Source organism: Sinorhizobium meliloti, assembly GCF_017876815.1.
GTDB lineage: Bacteria > Pseudomonadota > Alphaproteobacteria > Rhizobiales > Rhizobiaceae > Sinorhizobium > Sinorhizobium meliloti.
Window position 1 is genome coordinate 1,204,461 of sequence record NZ_JAGIOS010000001.1, and the last position, 17,991, is coordinate 1,222,451.

General features: G+C 64.1%; 14 protein-coding genes. 4 read left to right on the forward strand and 10 right to left on the reverse strand.

The features are described from left to right. Positions 1-2: 2 nt before the first annotated feature. The 10 genes from JOH52_RS05800 to JOH52_RS05845 all read right to left on the reverse strand — a co-directional run bounded on the left by JOH52_RS05800 (position 3) and on the right by JOH52_RS05845 (position 13,631). Complete coding sequence (locus JOH52_RS05800) at positions 3-1,136, reverse strand: ABC transporter permease (protein ID WP_017272649.1); 1,134 nt, start codon at positions 1,134-1,136, stop codon at positions 3-5. Beyond that, on the reverse strand, positions 1,133-2,668 hold the full coding sequence (locus JOH52_RS05805) for an ABC transporter ATP-binding protein (protein ID WP_014529985.1): 1,536 nt from the start codon (positions 2,666-2,668) through the stop codon (positions 1,133-1,135). The genes JOH52_RS05800 and JOH52_RS05805 overlap by 4 nt, the downstream gene beginning before the upstream one ends. A gap of 371 nt (positions 2,669-3,039) precedes the next feature. Beyond that, positions 3,040-4,116, reverse strand: a complete 1,077-nt coding sequence (locus JOH52_RS05810; protein WP_010969728.1) for an ISAs1-like element ISRm21 family transposase — start codon at positions 4,114-4,116, stop codon at positions 3,040-3,042. 446 nt (positions 4,117-4,562) lie between these two features. Further along, positions 4,563-6,794 carry a heavy metal translocating P-type ATPase gene (locus JOH52_RS05815; protein ID WP_010968368.1) on the reverse strand — a complete coding sequence of 744 codons (2,232 nt, stop codon included), beginning with the start codon at positions 6,792-6,794 and terminating at the stop codon, positions 4,563-4,565. Between the two features lie 97 nt (positions 6,795-6,891). Beyond that, positions 6,892-8,190 (reverse strand): Gfo/Idh/MocA family protein, encoded by a 1,299-nt coding sequence (locus JOH52_RS05820; RefSeq protein ID WP_013844973.1) that lies wholly within the window; start codon positions 8,188-8,190, stop codon positions 6,892-6,894. Positions 8,191-8,247: 57 nt separating this feature from the next. After that, positions 8,248-9,072 (reverse strand): sugar phosphate isomerase/epimerase family protein, encoded by an 825-nt coding sequence (locus JOH52_RS05825; RefSeq protein WP_003532465.1) that lies wholly within the window; start codon positions 9,070-9,072, stop codon positions 8,248-8,250. 17 nt (positions 9,073-9,089) lie between these two features. After that, entirely contained in the window at positions 9,090-10,505 is a 1,416-nt protein-coding gene (locus JOH52_RS05830) for an enolase-like domain-containing protein (protein ID WP_010968366.1), read from the reverse strand. Between the two features lie 10 nt (positions 10,506-10,515). Next, entirely contained in the window at positions 10,516-11,679 is a 1,164-nt protein-coding gene (locus tag JOH52_RS05835) for a dihydrodipicolinate synthase family protein (RefSeq protein ID WP_010968365.1), read from the reverse strand. A gap of 3 nt (positions 11,680-11,682) precedes the next feature. Further along, positions 11,683-12,831: a Gfo/Idh/MocA family protein gene (locus tag JOH52_RS05840; protein ID WP_010968364.1), complete on the reverse strand. Its 1,149-nt coding sequence runs from the start codon at positions 12,829-12,831 to the stop codon at positions 11,683-11,685. A gap of 122 nt (positions 12,832-12,953) precedes the next feature. After that, complete coding sequence (locus JOH52_RS05845) at positions 12,954-13,631, reverse strand: TetR/AcrR family transcriptional regulator (protein ID WP_003532480.1); 678 nt, start codon at positions 13,629-13,631, stop codon at positions 12,954-12,956. 194 nt (positions 13,632-13,825) lie between these two features. Here JOH52_RS05845 and JOH52_RS05850 point away from each other — a divergent pair, with 194 nt between their 5' ends. From JOH52_RS05850 to JOH52_RS05865, 4 genes are read left to right on the forward strand one after another with little or no spacing between them, the layout of a single operon-like run. Continuing rightward, on the forward strand, positions 13,826-15,109 hold the full coding sequence (locus tag JOH52_RS05850) for an ABC transporter substrate-binding protein (RefSeq protein WP_003532482.1): 1,284 nt from the start codon (positions 13,826-13,828) through the stop codon (positions 15,107-15,109). A 5-nt stretch (positions 15,110-15,114) separates the two neighbouring features. Next, on the forward strand, positions 15,115-16,071 hold the full coding sequence (locus JOH52_RS05855) for a carbohydrate ABC transporter permease (protein ID WP_014529984.1): 957 nt from the start codon (positions 15,115-15,117) through the stop codon (positions 16,069-16,071). Next, complete coding sequence (locus tag JOH52_RS05860; RefSeq protein WP_014529983.1) at positions 16,064-16,951, forward strand: carbohydrate ABC transporter permease; 888 nt, start codon at positions 16,064-16,066, stop codon at positions 16,949-16,951. Before JOH52_RS05855 ends, JOH52_RS05860 begins: the two co-directional genes overlap by 8 nt. 22 nt (positions 16,952-16,973) lie before the next feature. Then, positions 16,974-17,990, forward strand: coding sequence for a Gfo/Idh/MocA family protein (locus JOH52_RS05865; RefSeq protein WP_013844972.1), 1,017 nt, complete (start codon positions 16,974-16,976; stop codon positions 17,988-17,990). Position 17,991 lies beyond the last annotated feature (1 nt).

Below are 17,991 nucleotides of genomic sequence, written 5' to 3' on the forward strand. Positions count from 1 at the left end.
TTTCAGGCTTCCTTGGTCTGCACGACGGCGGCCGCGCGCTGACCCCGCGCCGAAAAGGCGCGCGTGATCGCCGGCCGGAACATGTTCTCGAGCGCCCCGGCAAAAAGGATCACGAGACCCTGGATGATGACGATCATGTCCCGGGAGATCGAAGGCATCTCGAAGGCGATCTCGGCGCCGCCCTGATAGAGCACGCCGAAAAGGATCGCGGCGGGAATGATGCCGCCCGGATGCGAGCGCCCCATCAGCGCGACCGCGATGCCGACGAAGCCGGCGCCTTGCACGAAATCGAGCTGCATGCGGAACTGCTCGCCCATGATCGGGTTCAGCGCCATCATGCCGGCAAGACCGCCTGATATCATCATGGCGACGACGGTGATGCGGCTTTCGCTGATACCGGCATAGCGCGCGGCAGACGGGCTATGGCCCATGGTGCGCATCTCGTAGCCGAGCCTGGTGCGCCAGATCAGCACCCAGACCGCGAAGGCGGCCGCCAGCGCCAGCAGGAACGAGATGTTGAACGGCGCCGTACCGATATTGAGGCCGAAGATCGACAGCAGCCAGTCGAGCTTCGGCAATTGCCCGCCCTCGGCGAAGGTCCGCGTCTGCGGCGCCATGGAGCCGAGCGGCTTCAGCACGCGGGTCAGCAGATAGACCATCAGGCTCGACGCGATGAAATTGAACATGATGGTGGTGATGACGATATGGCTGCCGCGTTTGGCCTGCAGCCAGCCGGGCAGGAACGCCCAGAGCGCGCCGAAGAAGGCAGAGCCGACGATGGCGAGCGGGAAGACCACGTACCAGGGCATCGTCTGGTCGAGCCAGAGGCAGGCGAGCGCCACGCCGATGCCGCCGACATAGGCCTGGCCCTCGCCGCCGATGTTGAAAAGACCGGCATGAAAGGCGACCGCCACCGCGAGTCCGGTGAAGATGAAGGTCGTCGCGTAATAGAGCGTGAAGCCGATATATTCGCCGCGGCCGAAGGCACCGTTGATGAGATGATAGGCGGCTTCGAGCGGGTTTTCGCCGACGAGGAGAACGACGAGGCCGGCGACGAGGAAGGCGACGGCAAGATTGATCAGCGGGATGAGGCCATATTCCACCCATCCCGGCAGTTTCGCATAGGGCGTACTCATTCTGCGGCCTCCTTGCGGCCTTCGACGCCGGCCATCAGCAGGCCGAGCTCGCCTTCGGTCGCCTCGGGGCTGCGTTCGCCGACGACGCGTCCGGCGAACATCACGAGGATGCGGTCGGAAAGGGAACGGATCTCGTCGAGTTCGACCGAGACCAGCAGAACGGCCTTGCCCTGATCGCGCATCTCGATGATCCGCTTGTGGATGAATTCGATTGCGCCGACATCTACGCCGCGGGTCGGCTGGCCGATGATGAGGACGTCCGGATCCCGCTCCATCTCGCGCGCAAGCACGACCTTCTGCTGGTTGCCGCCGGAGAAGTTGGCCGTCCTCAGCCGCGCATTCGGCGGGCGAATATCATATTTGGCAATCTTCTCCTCGGCATCCTTGCGGATCGCATCGATGTTCAGGAACATGCCGTTGGCGAAGCGCGGGTCATGGTGGTAACCGAGGATCGCGTTTTCGCACTCCTCGAATTTGAGCACGAGCCCGACGTGATGCCGGTCTTCCGGCACATGCGCCAGTCCGCGACCCCTGAGTTCGGCCGCGTCTGCGTTGCCCGTCACGTCCACCGGCCTGCCGTTGAGGAGAACCGTCCCGGAGGCGGCCTTGCGGATGCCGGCGATCGCTTCGAGCAGTTCCGACTGACCGTTGCCGGCCACGCCGGCGATGCCGACGATCTCGCCTGCACGAACATCGAAGGAGACGTTGTCGACCATGGTCACGCCGCGGCTGTCCTTGACCGTCAGCCCCTGGACGGCGAGCTTCACGTCACCGGGATTGCTCTCGCCCTTCTCGACACGAAGCAGCACGCGCCGGCCGACCATCAGCTCGGCCAGCTCCTCGACCGAGGTTTCACGCGTCGTGCGCGTCGCCACCATCTCGCCGCGGCGCATGACCGAGACCTCGTCGGTGATCGCCATGATCTCGCGCAGCTTATGGGTGATGAGGATGATCGTCTTTCCCTGAGCCTTGAGCTGGCCGAGGATGCGGAACAGGTGGTCCGCCTCGGCCGGCGTCAGGACGCCGGTCGGCTCGTCGAGGATCAGGATATCGGCCCGGCGATAAAGCGCCTTCAGGATCTCCACGCGCTGCTGCAGGCCGACCGGCAGCTCCTCGATCAGGGCGTCCGGATTGACCTCGAGGGCATATTCCTTCTCGAGCCGTTTCAGCTCCTGCCGCGCCTTGGCGATGCCCTTGTTGAGGATCTGGCTGTCCTCGGCGCCGAGCATGACGTTTTCGAGCACGGTGAAGTTCTCGACCAGCATGAAGTGCTGGTGGACCATGCCGATCCCAACGGAGATCGCCGCATTCGCATCGCGAATGGAAACAGGCTTGCCGTCGACCAGGATCTCACCGTTGTCGGCCTGATAGAAGCCATAAAGGATCGACATCAGCGTCGACTTGCCGGCACCGTTTTCCCCGATGATGCCGTGGATCGTGCCCTTGCGAACCCTAAGATTGATGTTCCTGTTGGCGTGGACCAGCCCGAAGCTCTTGTCTATTCCACGCAATTCGATGGCAATATTGTTCATATTGGCCTGCGATCCCCTTTTTGCCCGCTTCGGCTCATCGCAGAAACCGTGCCGACAATTTTTTTACCATTTGGTATAAGTTTATCATCGATTTTCAGGCGCGAAAGCCTGGGCGACGAGATCTCCTTATACTTTCATAGGATCGCTGGTGAGAGTCCAGCGCGAATATACACAGCTGCGTTGGTGCGGCCGGATAAGCCCCTCCCCCTTGTGGGGGGCTAGGGCATACACATCTGACCCTCCCGCGGGACCATTGCCTTGGGGCAGACGACAATGGTTTGACCTTCGCATGCCCAAAACGAACGCCACGGGCAGAACGCAGAAGCGGAAGTGAGGGCCGCCGCAGGTATTCTCCCCCCTTGTGGGCAGGGCTATCGCATATGAGCGATAAGAGAAGTGAGGAATTGGTCATCCCAGCCCGCCTTTTTGATTTTCCGGCGGATGGAGGCCTTGTCGGGGTGAGATCGCAAGAGGTTGAGAGCGATCTTGCGCAAGAAGGCAATGTTCTGAGGGCCGTTGTCCTTGCGGTTTCTGGCGGCGTCCTCGCGGAAGTGGACATCCAGAACCCAATGCAGTTTGTTTTCGATTTGCCAATGGGTTCTTACAACCTCGATCAGCGCGCTCGGCGACATGGTGGTGGAGAGCAGGAAGTAGCGGACATGGCTGGTCAAATGGCCGTTGGTATGACGGCTTGTGGTCTCGACGCAGCCGATGGCCTGCAGGCCCGGAAAGTTGATATCGTCGACAGCCACAACGCTGGCGCGGCGTGTCTCGGTGCGGTCATGGGCAGTCTCGGCTGCAATCTGGATGCTCTCGACGTGGTCGGCGTCCTCGATGCGGGCGAGCGCCTGGGCCAAGAGGCCGGGCTGGTTGGCCTTCAGTGCCAGAGCATAATCGCCGCCGGCAGCGAGGATGGCGCGGGCGGTGTCGGGCCGGCAATGCAGGGCATCGGCGGTGACGATAGAGCCCTCCAGTGCCAGCAGCGCGAGCGCATCGAGAGCCCCTTGCACCTCATTGCGGCCCGGCGCGAGCTTTTGGCCGATGACCAGACCGGGACCGGCAGCCCAGACATTGACGAAGTGGAGTGGCGTGGCCTTGGCGGCGCGCCGGTAGGCACCGCGCACCGCCTTGCCATCGATCGCTACCACCCCTTCGAGACCCTGCGCAAAGCTCGCCGTGAGACGGCGAAAGGCCGCGTCAAAGGCATCCGGATCGAGATGGCGGAAGACGGTGGAGAAGGTGTCATGGCTGGGAATGCCATAGGGCAGCGGCACGATTGTCTTCAGCCATTTCTTCTTGGCAACGCCGAAATCGGCCATATCGGTACAGCTTTCCGCACCGCAGACAATCGCCGCAACGGCAATGAACAGGATCGACGTCAACGGATGGCGCGCATTGCGACCGCGCGGATCGGGCAAATCTTCAAAGCAAGCGGCAAATCTACTCATCGAGACCTCCAAGTCAGCGGAGAACTCCAAGAATCGATTTGCCGCAACAAAACAACCGCTTATTTGCTAAATGCGATTCCCCTGCCCTTGTGGGGGAGATGGCCGGCAGGCCAGAGGGGGTCTGCTCTCCTGCTCGCCCATCAGGACTACATGACGCAGTCGTATGACCGCATCTTCGGAAATGCCGCAGGGTATCCTCGCGGCAAATTCATCTTCGGCGGCATCTAGAGTTTGGCGTTCAACCCCCTCTGGCCTGCCGGCCATCTCCCCACAAGGGGGGAGACGACAAGCGGCTTGACCTCACCTCCCGAACGATGCCGCATAATTGGAAGCGAGAGCCAGCCGGTTTCTCTCCGTGGCAACGGCTCCCGCCAGAGGAGCAGATATGTATATGCCTTAGCTTGTGGGGAGGGGTCCTGCGGAAGGCCGCGGTAAATCTCGGCCAACTAGCGCAGCAGCCTCAATGCGTTGATCGTCACCAGGACAGTCGCGCCGGTATCGGCGAGGATCGCCGGCCAGAGACCCGTCACGCCGGCGATCGTCGTCGCCAGGAACACGGCCTTGAGGCCGAGCGCGATCGCGATGTTCTGGTGAATGTTGCGCATCGTCACCCGCGACAGCTTCACCATCGCCGCGACATCCGAAACGCGGGCATGGAGGCTGGCGGCATCGGCCGTTTCCAGCGCCACATCGGTGCCGCCGCCAACAGCGATGCCGACATCCGCCGCCGCCAGAGCCGGCGCGTCGTTGATGCCGTCGCCGACCTTCGCCACCACGAGACCCTCGGCCCTGAGCCTGCTTACGATGCGCTGTTTGTCCTCCGGCAGAAGACCGGCATGCGCCTCGATGCCTCCGAGCCGGCCGGCGATCGCCTCGGCCGTCGCCCGGTTGTCGCCGGTGAGCATCACCACGCGCAAACCCTGATCGGCGAGCGCCCTCAGGCCCGCCGCGGCATCCGCACGCGGCTCGTCGCGCATGGCAAGCGCTCCGGCTGCCCTCCCGCCGACGACGAGCACGGAGACGGTCTTCCCCTCACCCTGCAGGGTTTCGATCCGAGCCAGGTCTTCCGCGGCCAGCGGCGCGCGCTCCCGGGCCGCCTCGGGCGAGCCGAGGAAAAGCTCGACGCCGTCTGCGGAGGCGGCAACACCCTTGCCGCCGATGGCCCTGGCGCCTTCGACGGGAAGTAGCGCCAAGCCATCGGCTTCGGCACGCGACAGGACGGCATGGGCCAGCGGATGGCTGGATCCCTGTTCGAGCGCAGCGGCGTAGCCGAGGATCTCCGCCTCCGATCTGCCGAAGCCGACGATGTCGGTCAGCTTCGGCCTGCCTTCGGTGAGCGTTCCGGTCTTGTCGAAGGCGACGGCTGTGATCCTGCCGAGATTTTCGAGGACGGCGCCGCCCTTGATCAGAAGACCGCGGCGTGCACCTGCCGAAAGGCTCGCGGCGATCGCGGCCGGCGTGGAGATGACGAGGGCGCAGGGGCAACCGATCAGGAGAAGCGCGAGCCCTTTATAAATCCAATCCTGCCACAGGCCGCCGAAGAAGAGCGGCGGGATGACCGCGACCAATGCCGCGACGAGCACCACGCCCGGCGTGTAATAGCGGGAGAAGCGATCGATGAAACGCTCCGTCGGCGCCTTCTTCTCCTGCGCCTCTTCGACAAGCCTGATGACGCGCGCGATGGTATTGTCGGCCGCCGCGGCGGTGACGCGCACCCGCAGCGCGCCGTCACCATTGACGGTTCCGGCAAAGACATTCGCGCCGGCTTCCTTCAGGACGGGCGTGCTCTCGCCGGTCACCGGCGCCTCGTCGACGCTGCTCTCGCCGGAGACGATGATGCCATCGGCCGGGAGCCGGTCGCCGGGACGGACGAGGACGATGGCGCCAGGGGCCAGGCTTTCGGCGGGAACCTCCACAGTCCTGCCGTTTTCTTCGAGGAGCGCCGATTTCGGCACGAGCGCCGTCAGCGCCTGTATGCTCGCCCGCGCCTTGCCCGCGGCAACGCCCTCCAGCAGTTCCCCGATCAGGAAGAGGAAGACGACCATGGCCGCTTCCTCGCCGGCGCCGATGAAGACGGCACCGGCGGCCGCAATGGTCATCAGCATCTCGATCGAGAAAAGTGTGCCGGAAAGTGCTGCCATGAGCGCACGTCTTGCGATCGGCAACAGGCCGACGAGCATGGCGAGGGTGAAAATCCAGGGCTCGGTGGCGGGAACGAACTGGCCGATCGCATAGGCTGAGGCAAGGGCAACGCCACAGGCGAGCGTGAGCTTGCCTTTTGCCGTTCGCCACCATGGCAACGGCGCCGTGAAACGGGAGGACGGCTTCGTGCTTGCCGGAAGGGCGGTTGAATGCCCGTGATCGTGACTCGCTTCGCCATGCGCAGAGCCCGCGGCATGGTCGTGGCCGCAGCAGGCGTGCTCGCTCTGAGCCGGCTGCCGTTCCGCCGCAACGTCAAGCGGCGAAAGACCGTAGCCGAGGACACCGACCTTCCGCATCACCTGCGCGCCGATATCGTCGCGCGCCGCATGCCGGACGGTCATGGTGCCGGCGGCCACCGAGACATTGACGTCCTCGACCCCTGCAACCCGCCTTACGGCCGTGTCGATCTTGGCAGCGCAGGATGCGCAATCCATCCCATCGACGCGAAATCTCGTTTCCCGAAATATGCCTGTCATTCCATGCTCCTTACGAAACCGGAAGCAGGCTAAGTCCTCTAGCGGCTAGAGGTTCAAGAGGGAAAATGTGCAGGTCAGACTTCCGACTTTGACGCGGTTAGCGCCTACTGCATGTTTCCTTTAATCGCTCGCGCATCGGCTGCGCCCCGTCGGTGAACAATTCCGGCATCAGATCAGCCAGGCGGACGATCTTGCCGGTACGCGAACTCTGAAGCGCCGCAATGCCGCAAAGGACCGACATGGCACCGGCCCGCGCGCCGGCGCGCTGTCCCAGCGGATCCTTCGCATCCGGCTCGAAGAGCGTATTCCGCAGCCGGTCGTCGCCGCCATAGTGCCCGCCGGGAAAATGCGGCACCGTGATCCGTTCCATCGCCGGCTTGCCCTTCGGAAAGTTGCGGACGAGCAGGATCTCGTCCTCGGGCGGCGTCTCCCAGGGCTGGTCCTCGTACTGGCGAAGCTCGATCCTGCCCTTCGTACCGTTGAAGGCGATGTGATGGCCTTCGATCGGCTGGAAGGTATTGAGCGAATAGGAGACGTGGACGTCGTTGCGGTAGCGGATATTCGCGACCATCGTGTCGGGGATGTCGATGTCCTCGCGGAAGACGCAGCCGTCGCGGAAATAGCTGTCGATTTCGGAAGGTTCCTCATAGAGCGAGTCGAGAAACGGATCGGCTTCGAGATCGAGGTAGAAGTCGCACTCGCTCTTGTGAGGACAGAGCTTGCAGCGCGGCCCGCGAAACGGTCCCCTGCGGCCGTACATCTGCAGGTCGGCAAAGGCGCTGACCGCCTCCGGATCGCTGTCGAGATACCAGTTCAGGAGATCGAAATGGTGTGTCGCCTTATGCACGAAGAGGCTGCCCGAGTGTTCCGCATAGGCGTGCCAGCGGCGGAAATAATCGGCGCCGTGGCGCGTATCGAGATACCAGTGGAAGTCGACCGAGGTGACGCGGCCGATCTCGCCGGCATTGAGGAGTTCCTTGATGCGCGCTGCGGTCGGCGCGAAGCGGTAGTTGAAGGAAACGTCCACCCGCCGCCCGGTCCGCTTCTCCGCGTCGAGAATGCGGCGGATCTTCTCGACCGTGGTCGACATCGGCTTTTCGGTGATGACGTCGGCGCCGGACTCCAATGCGCGCACGACGATATCGTCATGCGTGTCGTCCGGCGTGCAGACGATGACGAGATCGGGGCGCGTTTCGGCAAGCATCGCATCGACATTGCCGTAAACAGGCGCATTGGTGGCGATCATCGTGCGGGCGCGCTCGGCCCGCAGCGCGTTCGTATCGGCAATGGCGACGAGATCGACGAGGCCGCGCCAGCCGGCCAGCAGATCCCTGCCCCACATGGTTGTTCCGCGGTTGCCGGTGCCGACCAGCGCAAAGCGACGCTTGTTGTCCATCATACCCTCACGCAATCCCTGTCATATCTTGTAGGAGAAACATCCTGCCCCAGCATATCAGCAGCAATTCCGGTAGCGTTCCACGCAGGTCGCGATCACCTCGTCGGCCGGGCGCTTCCACCAGTTGTCTGCGGAGAATATCTCGACCTCCTGCGCCCCGTGGAAGCCGGCCGCCTCGATCCGGCGCCGGATGCCCTTGAGATCGATGACGCCGTCGCCCATCATGCCGCGATCCGTCAGCATGTCCTTCGTGGGCACGAGCCAATCGCAGATGTGGTGAGCGAGGATCGCCTTCATTTTGCCGGCCCGCGCGATCTGATTGGCCAGATCGGGGTCCCACCAGACGTGATAGACGTCGATCGCCACGCCGACGCCCGGACCAAGGGTCTCGCAGATGTCGAGAGCCTGGCCGAGCGTGTTCACGCAGGCGCGGTCGGCGGCATACATCGGATGCAGCGGCTCGATCGCAAGCGGCACGCCGGCCGCGCGCGCATGCGGCAGCACTGCCGCGATCCCTTCCACAACCATCCGGCGGGCCGCGTCGATGTTCTTCGAGCCGCCTGGCAGGCCGCCGGCGACCAGCACCAGACAGTCGGCGCCGAGCTCCGCTGCCTCGTCCACCGCGCGCCTGTTGTCATCGATCGCCTTCTCCCTGCCTGACGCGTCCGGCGCCGGAAAGAAGCCGCCGCGGCAGAGCCCGGTCAGCTTCAGCCCGTTGGCCCGGACGATACGCCCGGCCTCGCCGAGGCCGATCGCCGCCACCTGGTCGCGCCAGGGCGCGATCGCCGTGATGCCGTGCTTCAGACAGATATCCACGGCTTCGGCGAAGCCGCATTGCTCCCGGATCGTCGCCAGATTGATGGAAAGCCCCTCGACCTGCATATGTTCTCCTCCCGATTTCAGGATACCATCGCCACCCAGTCCGGCTCGACGGATGAGCCGAGGCCGACGGACCGCAAGACGGTGGAAAAAGTGATTTCGCCGCCCCGGATCGCCAGCCGCGCCCGCCCGGAACCGCTTTCGTAGAGATCGCCATGATGGGCGAGATAGGCGGCCTGCTCCGCCGCCGGGGCGCCGGCCATGCCGTCGACATAGTGGTGGCCGTTGCGTTCGACGTGGCCGGCGCCGACAAGCGCTGCCAGCACGAGGTCCTGCTGGAGCGCCAGGCCCGACTGCGTCGTCAGGTCCTCGGCGGACATGAAAGAGCGTGCGGCCCCGGCCTCGGCGTTCCACATCTCCACGCGAGCGCGGTTGACGAGTGCCCGGTAGAAGCCTTTGCAGGACTTCGAGGAGATGCCGGCATAACCGAGCGCGCGGGCACGGAGAAATGCGCCGATATCGCCATCGGACTCGTCGATTTCGAGCGGCATCCGCCCGGCGACCTCCGTGACCGGCCTCGACAGCGCCTCGGCGCGAACGATCGGCTGCTCGAAGAAGAGCGCCGAGGCGCGCAATTTTTCGAGACGCGGCTCTTCGGCGATCCGGTCGAGAAGATCGGCAACGGCATCGGCATTTTCGAACTGCTCGTTGCCGTCGAGCGTCACCCTATACGCATCGACGCGCTGGTCGAGGACCGCGGCGATGGCGAGCAGACGCCGGGTGTCCTCGGCCGGGCGGCCCGAAACCTTGATCTTGAAATAACGATGGCCATAGGCGGCGATCACCTCTTCCAGAGTCTGCGGCAGTCCGTCCTCCAGCCGCTGCCCGGGCGCTAGATCGGCCGCCGTCAACGCGTCGGCAAGGCCGATCGTGTGGCGAACGGCCAGCCTCGGGCCAGGTTCGAGGCGCGAAAGGAACCGCGCAAGGTCGAAGCCTTCCAGATCGGGCGCGGTGGCGCCGGTGATGCCCGGCAGGTTGGCTCTGACCGCCCCGGCGGCGCTTGCTCCGGTCATGCGGCACAGCGCATCGAGGATAGCGCGGTCAAGAAGCGCCAGGCCGTAGGAGGCGACAAGGGCTGGCAGACCATGCCCGGCTGCCGCCCGGTGGTGATCACCCTCGGCAGCCGCATGCAGGCCAAAGGGGGTCTGCGCCTGCAGCGATGTCAGTCCTTCGATCGCCAGCCGCAGGGAGGCACGAAGCTGCTCGACATTATCCTCCGGCGAAAGGCCCGGGTTCTTGTCGAACCATTTCGGCATCATCATCTCGGCCGACCAGCCGATGGCGGACCGGCCGCGCGCATCCTCGACCCGCACCCGGACGAAGGCCTGCGGCGCGGTCGCAACGCGCGCCGATCCGAAGCGGAAGGGGAAACGGAATTCGACCGGCCGCTCGAAAACCTCCGCTTCGGCCAGCCTGACGCGCGGGGCTTCCGTCATCGCAAAGGCCTCACTCGACGCCGTGCATGGCGAGCACGCGCCGCATGCGCGCGGTCGCAAGCTCCGGATCGGCGAGGGCCCCGGCCTTGTCCGCCAGGCGGAAAAGCTCGGCGAGATGGACGAGCGATCGGGCGCTCTGCTGCCCTCCGATCATGACGAAATGGTCCTGTAGACCGTTCAGATAGGCGAGGAAGACGACGCCGGTCTTGTAGAAACGCGTCGGGGCCTTGAAGATGTGGCGCGACAGCGGCACCGTCGGCTCCAGCAATTCGAAGAATTCGCCGTTCCGCCCGCTACCCAGCGCTTCCAGCGCCGCCGAAGCCACCGGCGCGATAGCGTCGAAGATGCCGAGCAGCGCGTCCGAATGCCCTTCCTCGTCGCCGGCGATGAGCTCGGCATAATTGAAGTCGTCGCCGGTATACATGCGCACGCCTTTCGGCAGTTGCCGCCGCATCACGATCTCCTTCTCCTTGGAAAGGAGCGAAATCTTGATGCCGTCGACCTTGGCGGCGTGCGCCTCGAGGACGTCGAGGCAGGTCTTCATCGCCGCCATGTGGTCGGCATTGCCCCAATAGCCTTCGAGCGCCGGATCGAACATCTCGCCGAGCCAATGGATGATCACCGGCTCCTTCACCTGGGAGAGAACGCGGTCGTAGACGCGGATATAGTCCTCCGGGCCCTTTGCCGCGGCGGCAAGCGCCCGGCTCGCCATCAGGATGATCCGGCCTCCTTCTGCCTCGATCGCCTCGATCTGGCTCTCATAGGCCGCGAGAATATCGTCGATCGACACGTCCGGCCCCGGCGCCAGATGGTCGGTGCCGGCGCCGCAGGCGATCAGCGCGTCCGGGCGGCCGCGCGCTTCGGCAAGCGAGCGGCGGATGAGTTCGCGCGCTTCCGGCCAGCCGAGGCCCATGCCGCGCTGGGCTGTATCCATCGACTCGGCGACGCCGAGACCGAGATCCCAGAGGCGGTGACGAAAGGCGAGCGTGCGCTCCCAGTCGATCGCCGGCGCCAGCCAGGGATCGTTGTCGGCGAGCGGGTCGGCGACCACATGGGCGGCGGCGAAGGCGACCCTGGAAAAGGCCTTGGCATCGCGGCTGTTGAACGGCACCGGCCGGCCCGTAAGGTCGTAGCGGGCAAGCCTGCCTTCGATTGGAAGATCGATGCTGACCATGGCTCAGAGCTCCAATTCCGGAACGTCGAGCCAGCGGCGCTCCGCCCAGGATTTGAGGCCGAGTTCCGCAAGCTGCACGCCCTTGGCGCCGGCCTCGAGCCCGTGGGGCCAGGGACCGTCCTCCGCCACGTGGCGCAGGAACATTTCCCACTGCGCCTTGAAGCCGTTGTCGAAGGCCTGCGTATCCGGCACCTCGTCCCAGGTCCTGTAGAAATCGATCGTCTGCGGCTGATCGGGATTCCAGACCGGTTTCGGGGTATTGACGCGGTGCTGCGTCCAGCACTTCGTGAGCCCGGCGACAGCGGAACCATGGGTTCCGTCGACCTGAAACGTCACCAGATCGTCGCGCCGCACGCGCACCGCCCAGGAGGAATTGATATGCGCGACGATGCCGCCCTCGAGTTCGAAGGTGGCGTAGGCCGCGTCGTCGGTGTCGCAGTCGTAGGCGCGACCCTGTTCGTCGATGCGGCTTGGGATATGGGTCGCGCCGAGGCAGGAGACCGCCTTCACTTCCCCGAAGAGATTGTCGAGCACGTAGCGCCAGTGGCAGAGCATGTCGAGGATGATGCCGCCGCCGTCCTTTTTCCGGTAGTTCCATGAGGGCCGCTGGGCCGGAACGCCCCAATCGCCTTCGAACACCCAGTAGCCGAACTCGCCACGCACCGAGAGGATCTTGCCGAAGAAGCCTGAATCCCTCAGCAGGGCCAGTTTGCGAAGGCCGGGCAGGAACAGCTTGTCCTGAACGACCCCATGCTTGAGCCCGGAGGCGCGCGCCTTCCGCGCCAGTTTGACCGCCGTCCTCAGATCATCGGAGATCGGCTTCTCGCAATAGACGTGCTTGCCGGCGTCGAGCGCGCGGCCGATGAGCTCGGCACGCATCAGCGTCGTGCCGGCATCGAAGAAGATCTGGTCGTTCGGATCGGCAAGCGCCGCGTCGAGATCGGTCGACCAGCGGGCAATATCATGGCGCTTGGCCAATTGCTCCATCTTGTCGCGATTGCGGCCGACGATGATCGGATCGATCTCCAGCCTTTCGCCCGACTGGAGCGTGATCCCGCCCCGATCACGGATGGCCAGGATCGAACGCACCAGGTGCTGGTTGTATCCCATGCGGCCGGTGACACCGTGCAATATTATACCCAAACGCGGCATGCCGTTCCTCCCTGAGAGGCCCGTGAGGGGAAGAACCAGCCCTCCCAAGCCAGTAACTAATCGGTTACTTTGTGGCAGAGGAGAATCACACTTGTCAACAAAAAAAACGACATGTGCCTGGATCAGCGCCGGATCGATGCCAGCGTGACATGGACGATATGGCGCTGCCAGACGTCGAGATTGCTCTTGTCCATGAGGTCGCGGCCGAAGATCGTCGAGAGCGTGTATTGGTTGGAAAGGTAGAAATAGCCGAGGGCGGCGATCGTCAGATAGAGGTTCAGCGGGTCGACATCGGGCCGAAAGAGGCCGCCGGCCTTGCCGCGCTGGAGAAGGTCGGAGAGCTTGTCTATGAAGCTCGAATGCAGTTCCTTTAGACGCGTCGACTGACGCAGCCAGCGGGCCCGGTGCAGGTTTTCGGTGCCGAGGAGACTGAGGAACTCCGGATGCTCCAGGAAGTAGCCCCAGGTGAACATGGCGAGCTCGGCAATTCCCTGTTCAGGTTCCAAGTCGCTGAGGTTTAAGGATTTTTCCGCCGTTCTTATGCCGACATAGGCCTCTTCCAGGACCGCGAGATAAAGCTGCTCCTTGTCGCCGAAGTAGTGGTAGAGCATGCGCTTGTTGATGCCCGCCCTCTCGGCGATGGCATCGACGCGGGCGCCGCCTATGCCGTTTTCGGCGAACTCCCGGGTCGCAGCGGCGAGGATCGATGCGCGCGTGCGCTCGGGGTCGCGCTGCAGCGTCCGTTCCGCCCGCCCCCCGGACCCGTTCCTCCCCTTCGCTCCGTCTCGCATCTTCTCCATCACACGCAACCTCCGCATCCTCTTGCCTTTAGCGGCATTCGGGTGCAACTTTGTCATAATAATTTACAAGTCAATGATAGTTCCGCACACAACTGCTTGACAGGATCATTGCTTGTCCATAACTTGTAACCAAATAGTTATTTGTTGCAAGAGGCCGGAACGTTGTGGAGGCGTTCCGAAGGGAGGAGGAACAGATGACGCATAAGATCAGCAGGCGAAATGTACTCGCGGGAGGGGCGGCACTTCTTTCGATGTCCGCACTGGCGCCCGCCTTTGCGCAGGAGGCGCGGCTGCGGGTGCTCTGGTGGGGTTCGCAGGCCCGTGCCGACCGCACGAACAAGGTCAATCAGCTCTTTCAGGAGCAGAACGCGGGCGTCGCCATCAATGGCGAATTCCTCGGCTGGAGCGACTACTGGCCACGGCTTGCGACCCAGGTCGCCGGGCGCAATGCGCCCGACATCATCCAGATGGACTATCGCTACATCGTCGAATATGCCCGGCGCGGCGCGCTCGCGCCCCTCGACGACTATCTCGGCTCCGTGCTCAAGGTCGAGGATTTCGACCAGGTGCAGATCAAGGGCGGCAGCGTCGAAGGCAAGCTCTACGGCATCAGCCTCGGCGCCAACTCGGCAGCGATGATGGTCAATGCCGCCGCTTTCGAGGAAGCCGGCATTGAACTTCCGACGCCGTCAACGACCTGGGATGAGATGGCGCGAATCGGCGCCGAGATCACCAAGGCAGGCAAGCGCAAGGGCTTCTATGGCCTCTCCGACGGCAGCGCGGTCGAGCCGCTTTTCGAAAACTGGCTGCGCCAGCGCGGCAAGGCACTGTTCACCGCGGACGGCAAGATCGCCTATGATGCGAACGATGCGGCCGAATGGTTCGCCATGTGGCAGAAGATGCGAGAGGACAAGGCCTGCGTCCCGCCGGACATCCAGGCGCTCGACCAGTACAATGTGGAGACGAGCCCGCTGTCGCTCGGCAAGGCCGCCGCTTCCTTCGCGCACTCCAACCAGTTCGTCGCCTATCAGGGCATAAACAAGGACAAGCTGGCGTTGAGAAGCCATCCGCTGATCGGCAAGGATGCGAAGGGCGGCCATTACCGCAAGCCGTCGATGTTCTTCTCGGTCTCGGCCCAGACCAAGGACCCGGAACTCGGCGCCAAATACGTCAACTTCTTCGTCAAGGATCCGAAAGCCGCCGAAATCCTGGGCGTCGAGCGCGGCGTACCGGAATCGGCAGCCGTGCGCGAAAAACTGGCGTCGACGCTCGACGAGCTCGGCCGCGCCATGCTCGACTATGTCTCCGGCCTCGGAGCGCTTGCCGGCGATCTGCCGCCGCCGCCGCCCAGCGGTGCCGGCGAGGCGGAATTCGCTCTGCGCAACGTCGCCGAACAGGTCGGCTTCGGTCAGCTCGACGCCAAGCAAGGGGGCGAGACGCTGGTGAACGAGGTCAGCCAGATCCTCGCGCGGGGTTAAGGAGGATGGCGGCCGTGCAGGACACCGCTGTCGCAGTCGGCACGGGCGCGTCTTCGCGCCCGGCCGCACAGGGTCGCCTGGCCAGGATATGGGCAAGCCATGGAGCCGGCTACATGTTCCTGTTGCCATGGCTCATCGGCTTCTTCGGCCTGACGCTCGGGCCCGCCATCGCGTCACTCTATCTCTCCTTCACGAACTTCGACCTGATCCGCGCGCCGGAATGGATCGGCACCGCCAACTACGCGCGCATCGCGACGGCCGACCCGAAGTTCGCCGCTGCCGTCAAGGTGACGTTTCTCTATGTCGTGCTCTCGGTGCCCTTCAAGCTCGCCTTCGCGCTGCTCGTCGCGATCCTTCTCGACCGCGGCGTCCGGGGGCTCACCGTCTATCGGGCGATCTTCTACCTGCCGTCGCTGCTTGGCGGCAGCGTCGCTATCGCCGTGCTCTGGCGGCAGCTCTTTGCCGGCGACGGCCTGATCAACAGCCTGCTGGCCCAGTTCGGCATCGAGGGGCCGAGCTGGATCTCGCATCCGGACTATTCGATATGGACGCTCGTGGTCTTGAGCGTCTGGCAGTTCGGATCGCCGATGATCATCTTCCTCGCGGGCCTTCGGCAGATCCCGACGGACATGTACGAGGCGGCAAGCCTCGACGGGGCGTCCAAGTTCCGTCAGTTCTACAAGATCACGCTGCCGCTGCTGACGCCGGTCATCTTCTTCAACGCGGTCGTGCAGACGATCGACGCCTTCAAGGCCTTCACCCCCGCCTTCATCATTTCCGGCGGCACCGGCGGCCCGATCAACTCGACGCTGTTCTACACTCTTTACCTCTACCAGGAGGCCTTCGGTAATTTCCGCATGGGCTACGCCTCGGCGCTTGCCTGGATTCTCGTGCTGATCATCGGGCTGTTCACGGCCTTCTCGTTCCTCACCTCTCGCTACTGGGTGCACTACGATGACTGACGCGACCATGAGCTCGGTAACCGCCCCGCCGCCGGTCCCGACGGGCCGCCGCGGCCCTGTCGGATCGTTCCTCGTTCACGCCGCCCTGATCGCCGCCTCGATCGCCATGATCTATCCGCTCCTGTGGATGATCTCGGCCTCGGTCAGGCCGGAGGACGAGATCTTCGCCTCGACGTCGCTTTGGCCCTCCTCGGTGGACTTTTCCTCCTATGTGCGCGGCTGGTTCGGGCTCGACGTCAGCTTCGGGCGGTTCTTCTGGAACTCGCTGGTCATTGCGGTCCTCACCGTCGTCGGCAATGTCGTCGCCTGCTCGCTCGCGGCCTATGCCTTCGCGAGGCTGCGCTTCGCGGGGCGGAATTTCTGGTTCGCGGTCATGCTCGGCACGATGATGATCCCCTATCACGTGACGCTCATTCCCCAATATGTGCTCTTCCTCGATCTCGGCTGGGTGAACACCTTCCTGCCGCTGGTGGTCCCGAAGTTCCTCGCCAGCGATGCCTTCTTCATCTTCCTGATGGTGCAGTTCTTCCGCGGAATACCGCGCGAACTGGACGAAGCGGCGATGATGGACGGCTGCGGCGCCTGGCGCATCTACTGGAAGATCATGCTGCCGCTATCGCTTCCCGTTCTGGCGACGGCCGCCATCTTCTCCTTCATCTGGACCTGGGACGATTTCTTCGGGCCGCTGATCTACCTCAACGACATGAACAGCTACACGATCCAGCTCGGCTTGAGGACCTTCGTCGACTCCAGCAGCACCTCCGACTGGGGCGGGCTCTTCGCCATGTCGACGCTCTCGCTCGTGCCGGTGTTCTTCTTCTTCCTCTTCTTCCAGCGCCTTCTGATCGAGGGCATCGCCACAACCGGCATGAAGCGCTGAGCGACGGAGCTTGAAAATCATCATGGACGAACTGCGTTTCGCTGCCGTCGGGCTCAACCACAACCACATCTACGGCCAGGTCAACTGCCTGCTTCGGGCCGGCGCCCGCCTCGCCGGCTTCCACGAGAAGGACGATGCGCTGGCCGCGGAATTTTCCGCCGTCTACGCGGACGCCCGGCGCATCGCGACGGCAGAGGAAATCCTCGAGGACGAGAACATCGGCCTCATCGTCTCGGCCGCCGTTTCGAGCGAGCGCGCGGAACTGGCGATCCGTGCCATGCAGCACGGCAAGGACGTGCTCGTCGACAAGCCGGGCATGACGAGCTTCGACCAGCTCGCCAAGCTGCGCCGGGTCCAGGCCGAGACGGGCCGCATCTTCTCGATCCTCTATTCGGAGCATTTCGAGAGCCCGGCCACGGTCAAGGCCGGCGAGCTCGTCGCCGCCGGCGCGATCGGCGAGGTGGTGCACATCGTCGGCCTCGGCCCGCACAGGCTGCGCCGCGAGACGCGGCCCGACTGGTTCTTCCGCCGCGCGGACTATGGCGGCATCCTGACCGACATCGCATCGCACCAGTGCGAGCAGTTCCTGTTCTTCACCGGCGTCAACGACGCGACCGTGCTATCGGCAAGCGTCGGCAACCGAAGCGTTCCCGACGCTCCGGAACTGCAGGATACGGGCAGTATCCACCTCTCGACGGGGCGGACCACCGGCATGATTCATGTGAACTGGCTGACCCCGGAGGGAATGCCGACCTGGGGTGACGGCCGGCTCTTCATCGTCGGCACCTCCGGAACGATCGAGGTCCGCAAGACGGTCGATCTCGCCGGCCGCGAAGGCGGCAACCACCTGTTTCTCGCGGACCGCAACGGCGTCGAACATATCGACTGCTCTCGCGTCGACCTGCCCTTCGGGCGCCAGTTCCTCGCCGACATCCGCGACAGGACCGAAACCGCAATGCCGCAGGAGCGCTGCTTCAAGGCCATGGAGCTTGCGCTTCAGGCGCAGGCGATCGCCGAACAGAACGGGGACAGGAACTGAC

Excerpts from the sequence above, each read along its gene's own strand:
- JOH52_RS05800 (WP_017272649.1), bottom strand. The coding sequence starts at position 1,136 with ATGAGTACGCCCTATGCGAAACTGCCGGGATGGGTGGAATATGGCCTC.
- JOH52_RS05805 (WP_014529985.1), bottom strand. The coding sequence starts at position 2,668 with ATGAACAATATTGCCATCGAATTGCGTGGAATAGACAAGAGCTTCGGG.
- JOH52_RS05810 (WP_010969728.1), bottom strand. The coding sequence starts at position 4,116 with ATGAGTAGATTTGCCGCTTGCTTTGAAGATTTGCCCGATCCGCGCGGT.
- JOH52_RS05815 (WP_010968368.1), bottom strand. The coding sequence starts at position 6,794 with ATGACAGGCATATTTCGGGAAACGAGATTTCGCGTCGATGGGATGGAT.
- JOH52_RS05820 (WP_013844973.1), bottom strand. The coding sequence starts at position 8,190 with ATGGACAACAAGCGTCGCTTTGCGCTGGTCGGCACCGGCAACCGCGGA.
- JOH52_RS05825 (WP_003532465.1), bottom strand. The coding sequence starts at position 9,072 with ATGCAGGTCGAGGGGCTTTCCATCAATCTGGCGACGATCCGGGAGCAA.
- JOH52_RS05830 (WP_010968366.1), bottom strand. The coding sequence starts at position 10,505 with ATGACGGAAGCCCCGCGCGTCAGGCTGGCCGAAGCGGAGGTTTTCGAG.
- JOH52_RS05835 (WP_010968365.1), bottom strand. The coding sequence starts at position 11,679 with ATGGTCAGCATCGATCTTCCAATCGAAGGCAGGCTTGCCCGCTACGAC.
- JOH52_RS05840 (WP_010968364.1), bottom strand. The coding sequence starts at position 12,831 with ATGCCGCGTTTGGGTATAATATTGCACGGTGTCACCGGCCGCATGGGA.
- JOH52_RS05845 (WP_003532480.1), bottom strand. The coding sequence starts at position 13,631 with ATGGAGAAGATGCGAGACGGAGCGAAGGGGAGGAACGGGTCCGGGGGG.
- JOH52_RS05850 (WP_003532482.1), top strand. The coding sequence starts at position 13,826 with ATGACGCATAAGATCAGCAGGCGAAATGTACTCGCGGGAGGGGCGGCA.
- JOH52_RS05855 (WP_014529984.1), top strand. The coding sequence starts at position 15,115 with ATGGCGGCCGTGCAGGACACCGCTGTCGCAGTCGGCACGGGCGCGTCT.
- JOH52_RS05860 (WP_014529983.1), top strand. The coding sequence starts at position 16,064 with ATGACTGACGCGACCATGAGCTCGGTAACCGCCCCGCCGCCGGTCCCG.
- JOH52_RS05865 (WP_013844972.1), top strand. The coding sequence starts at position 16,974 with ATGGACGAACTGCGTTTCGCTGCCGTCGGGCTCAACCACAACCACATC.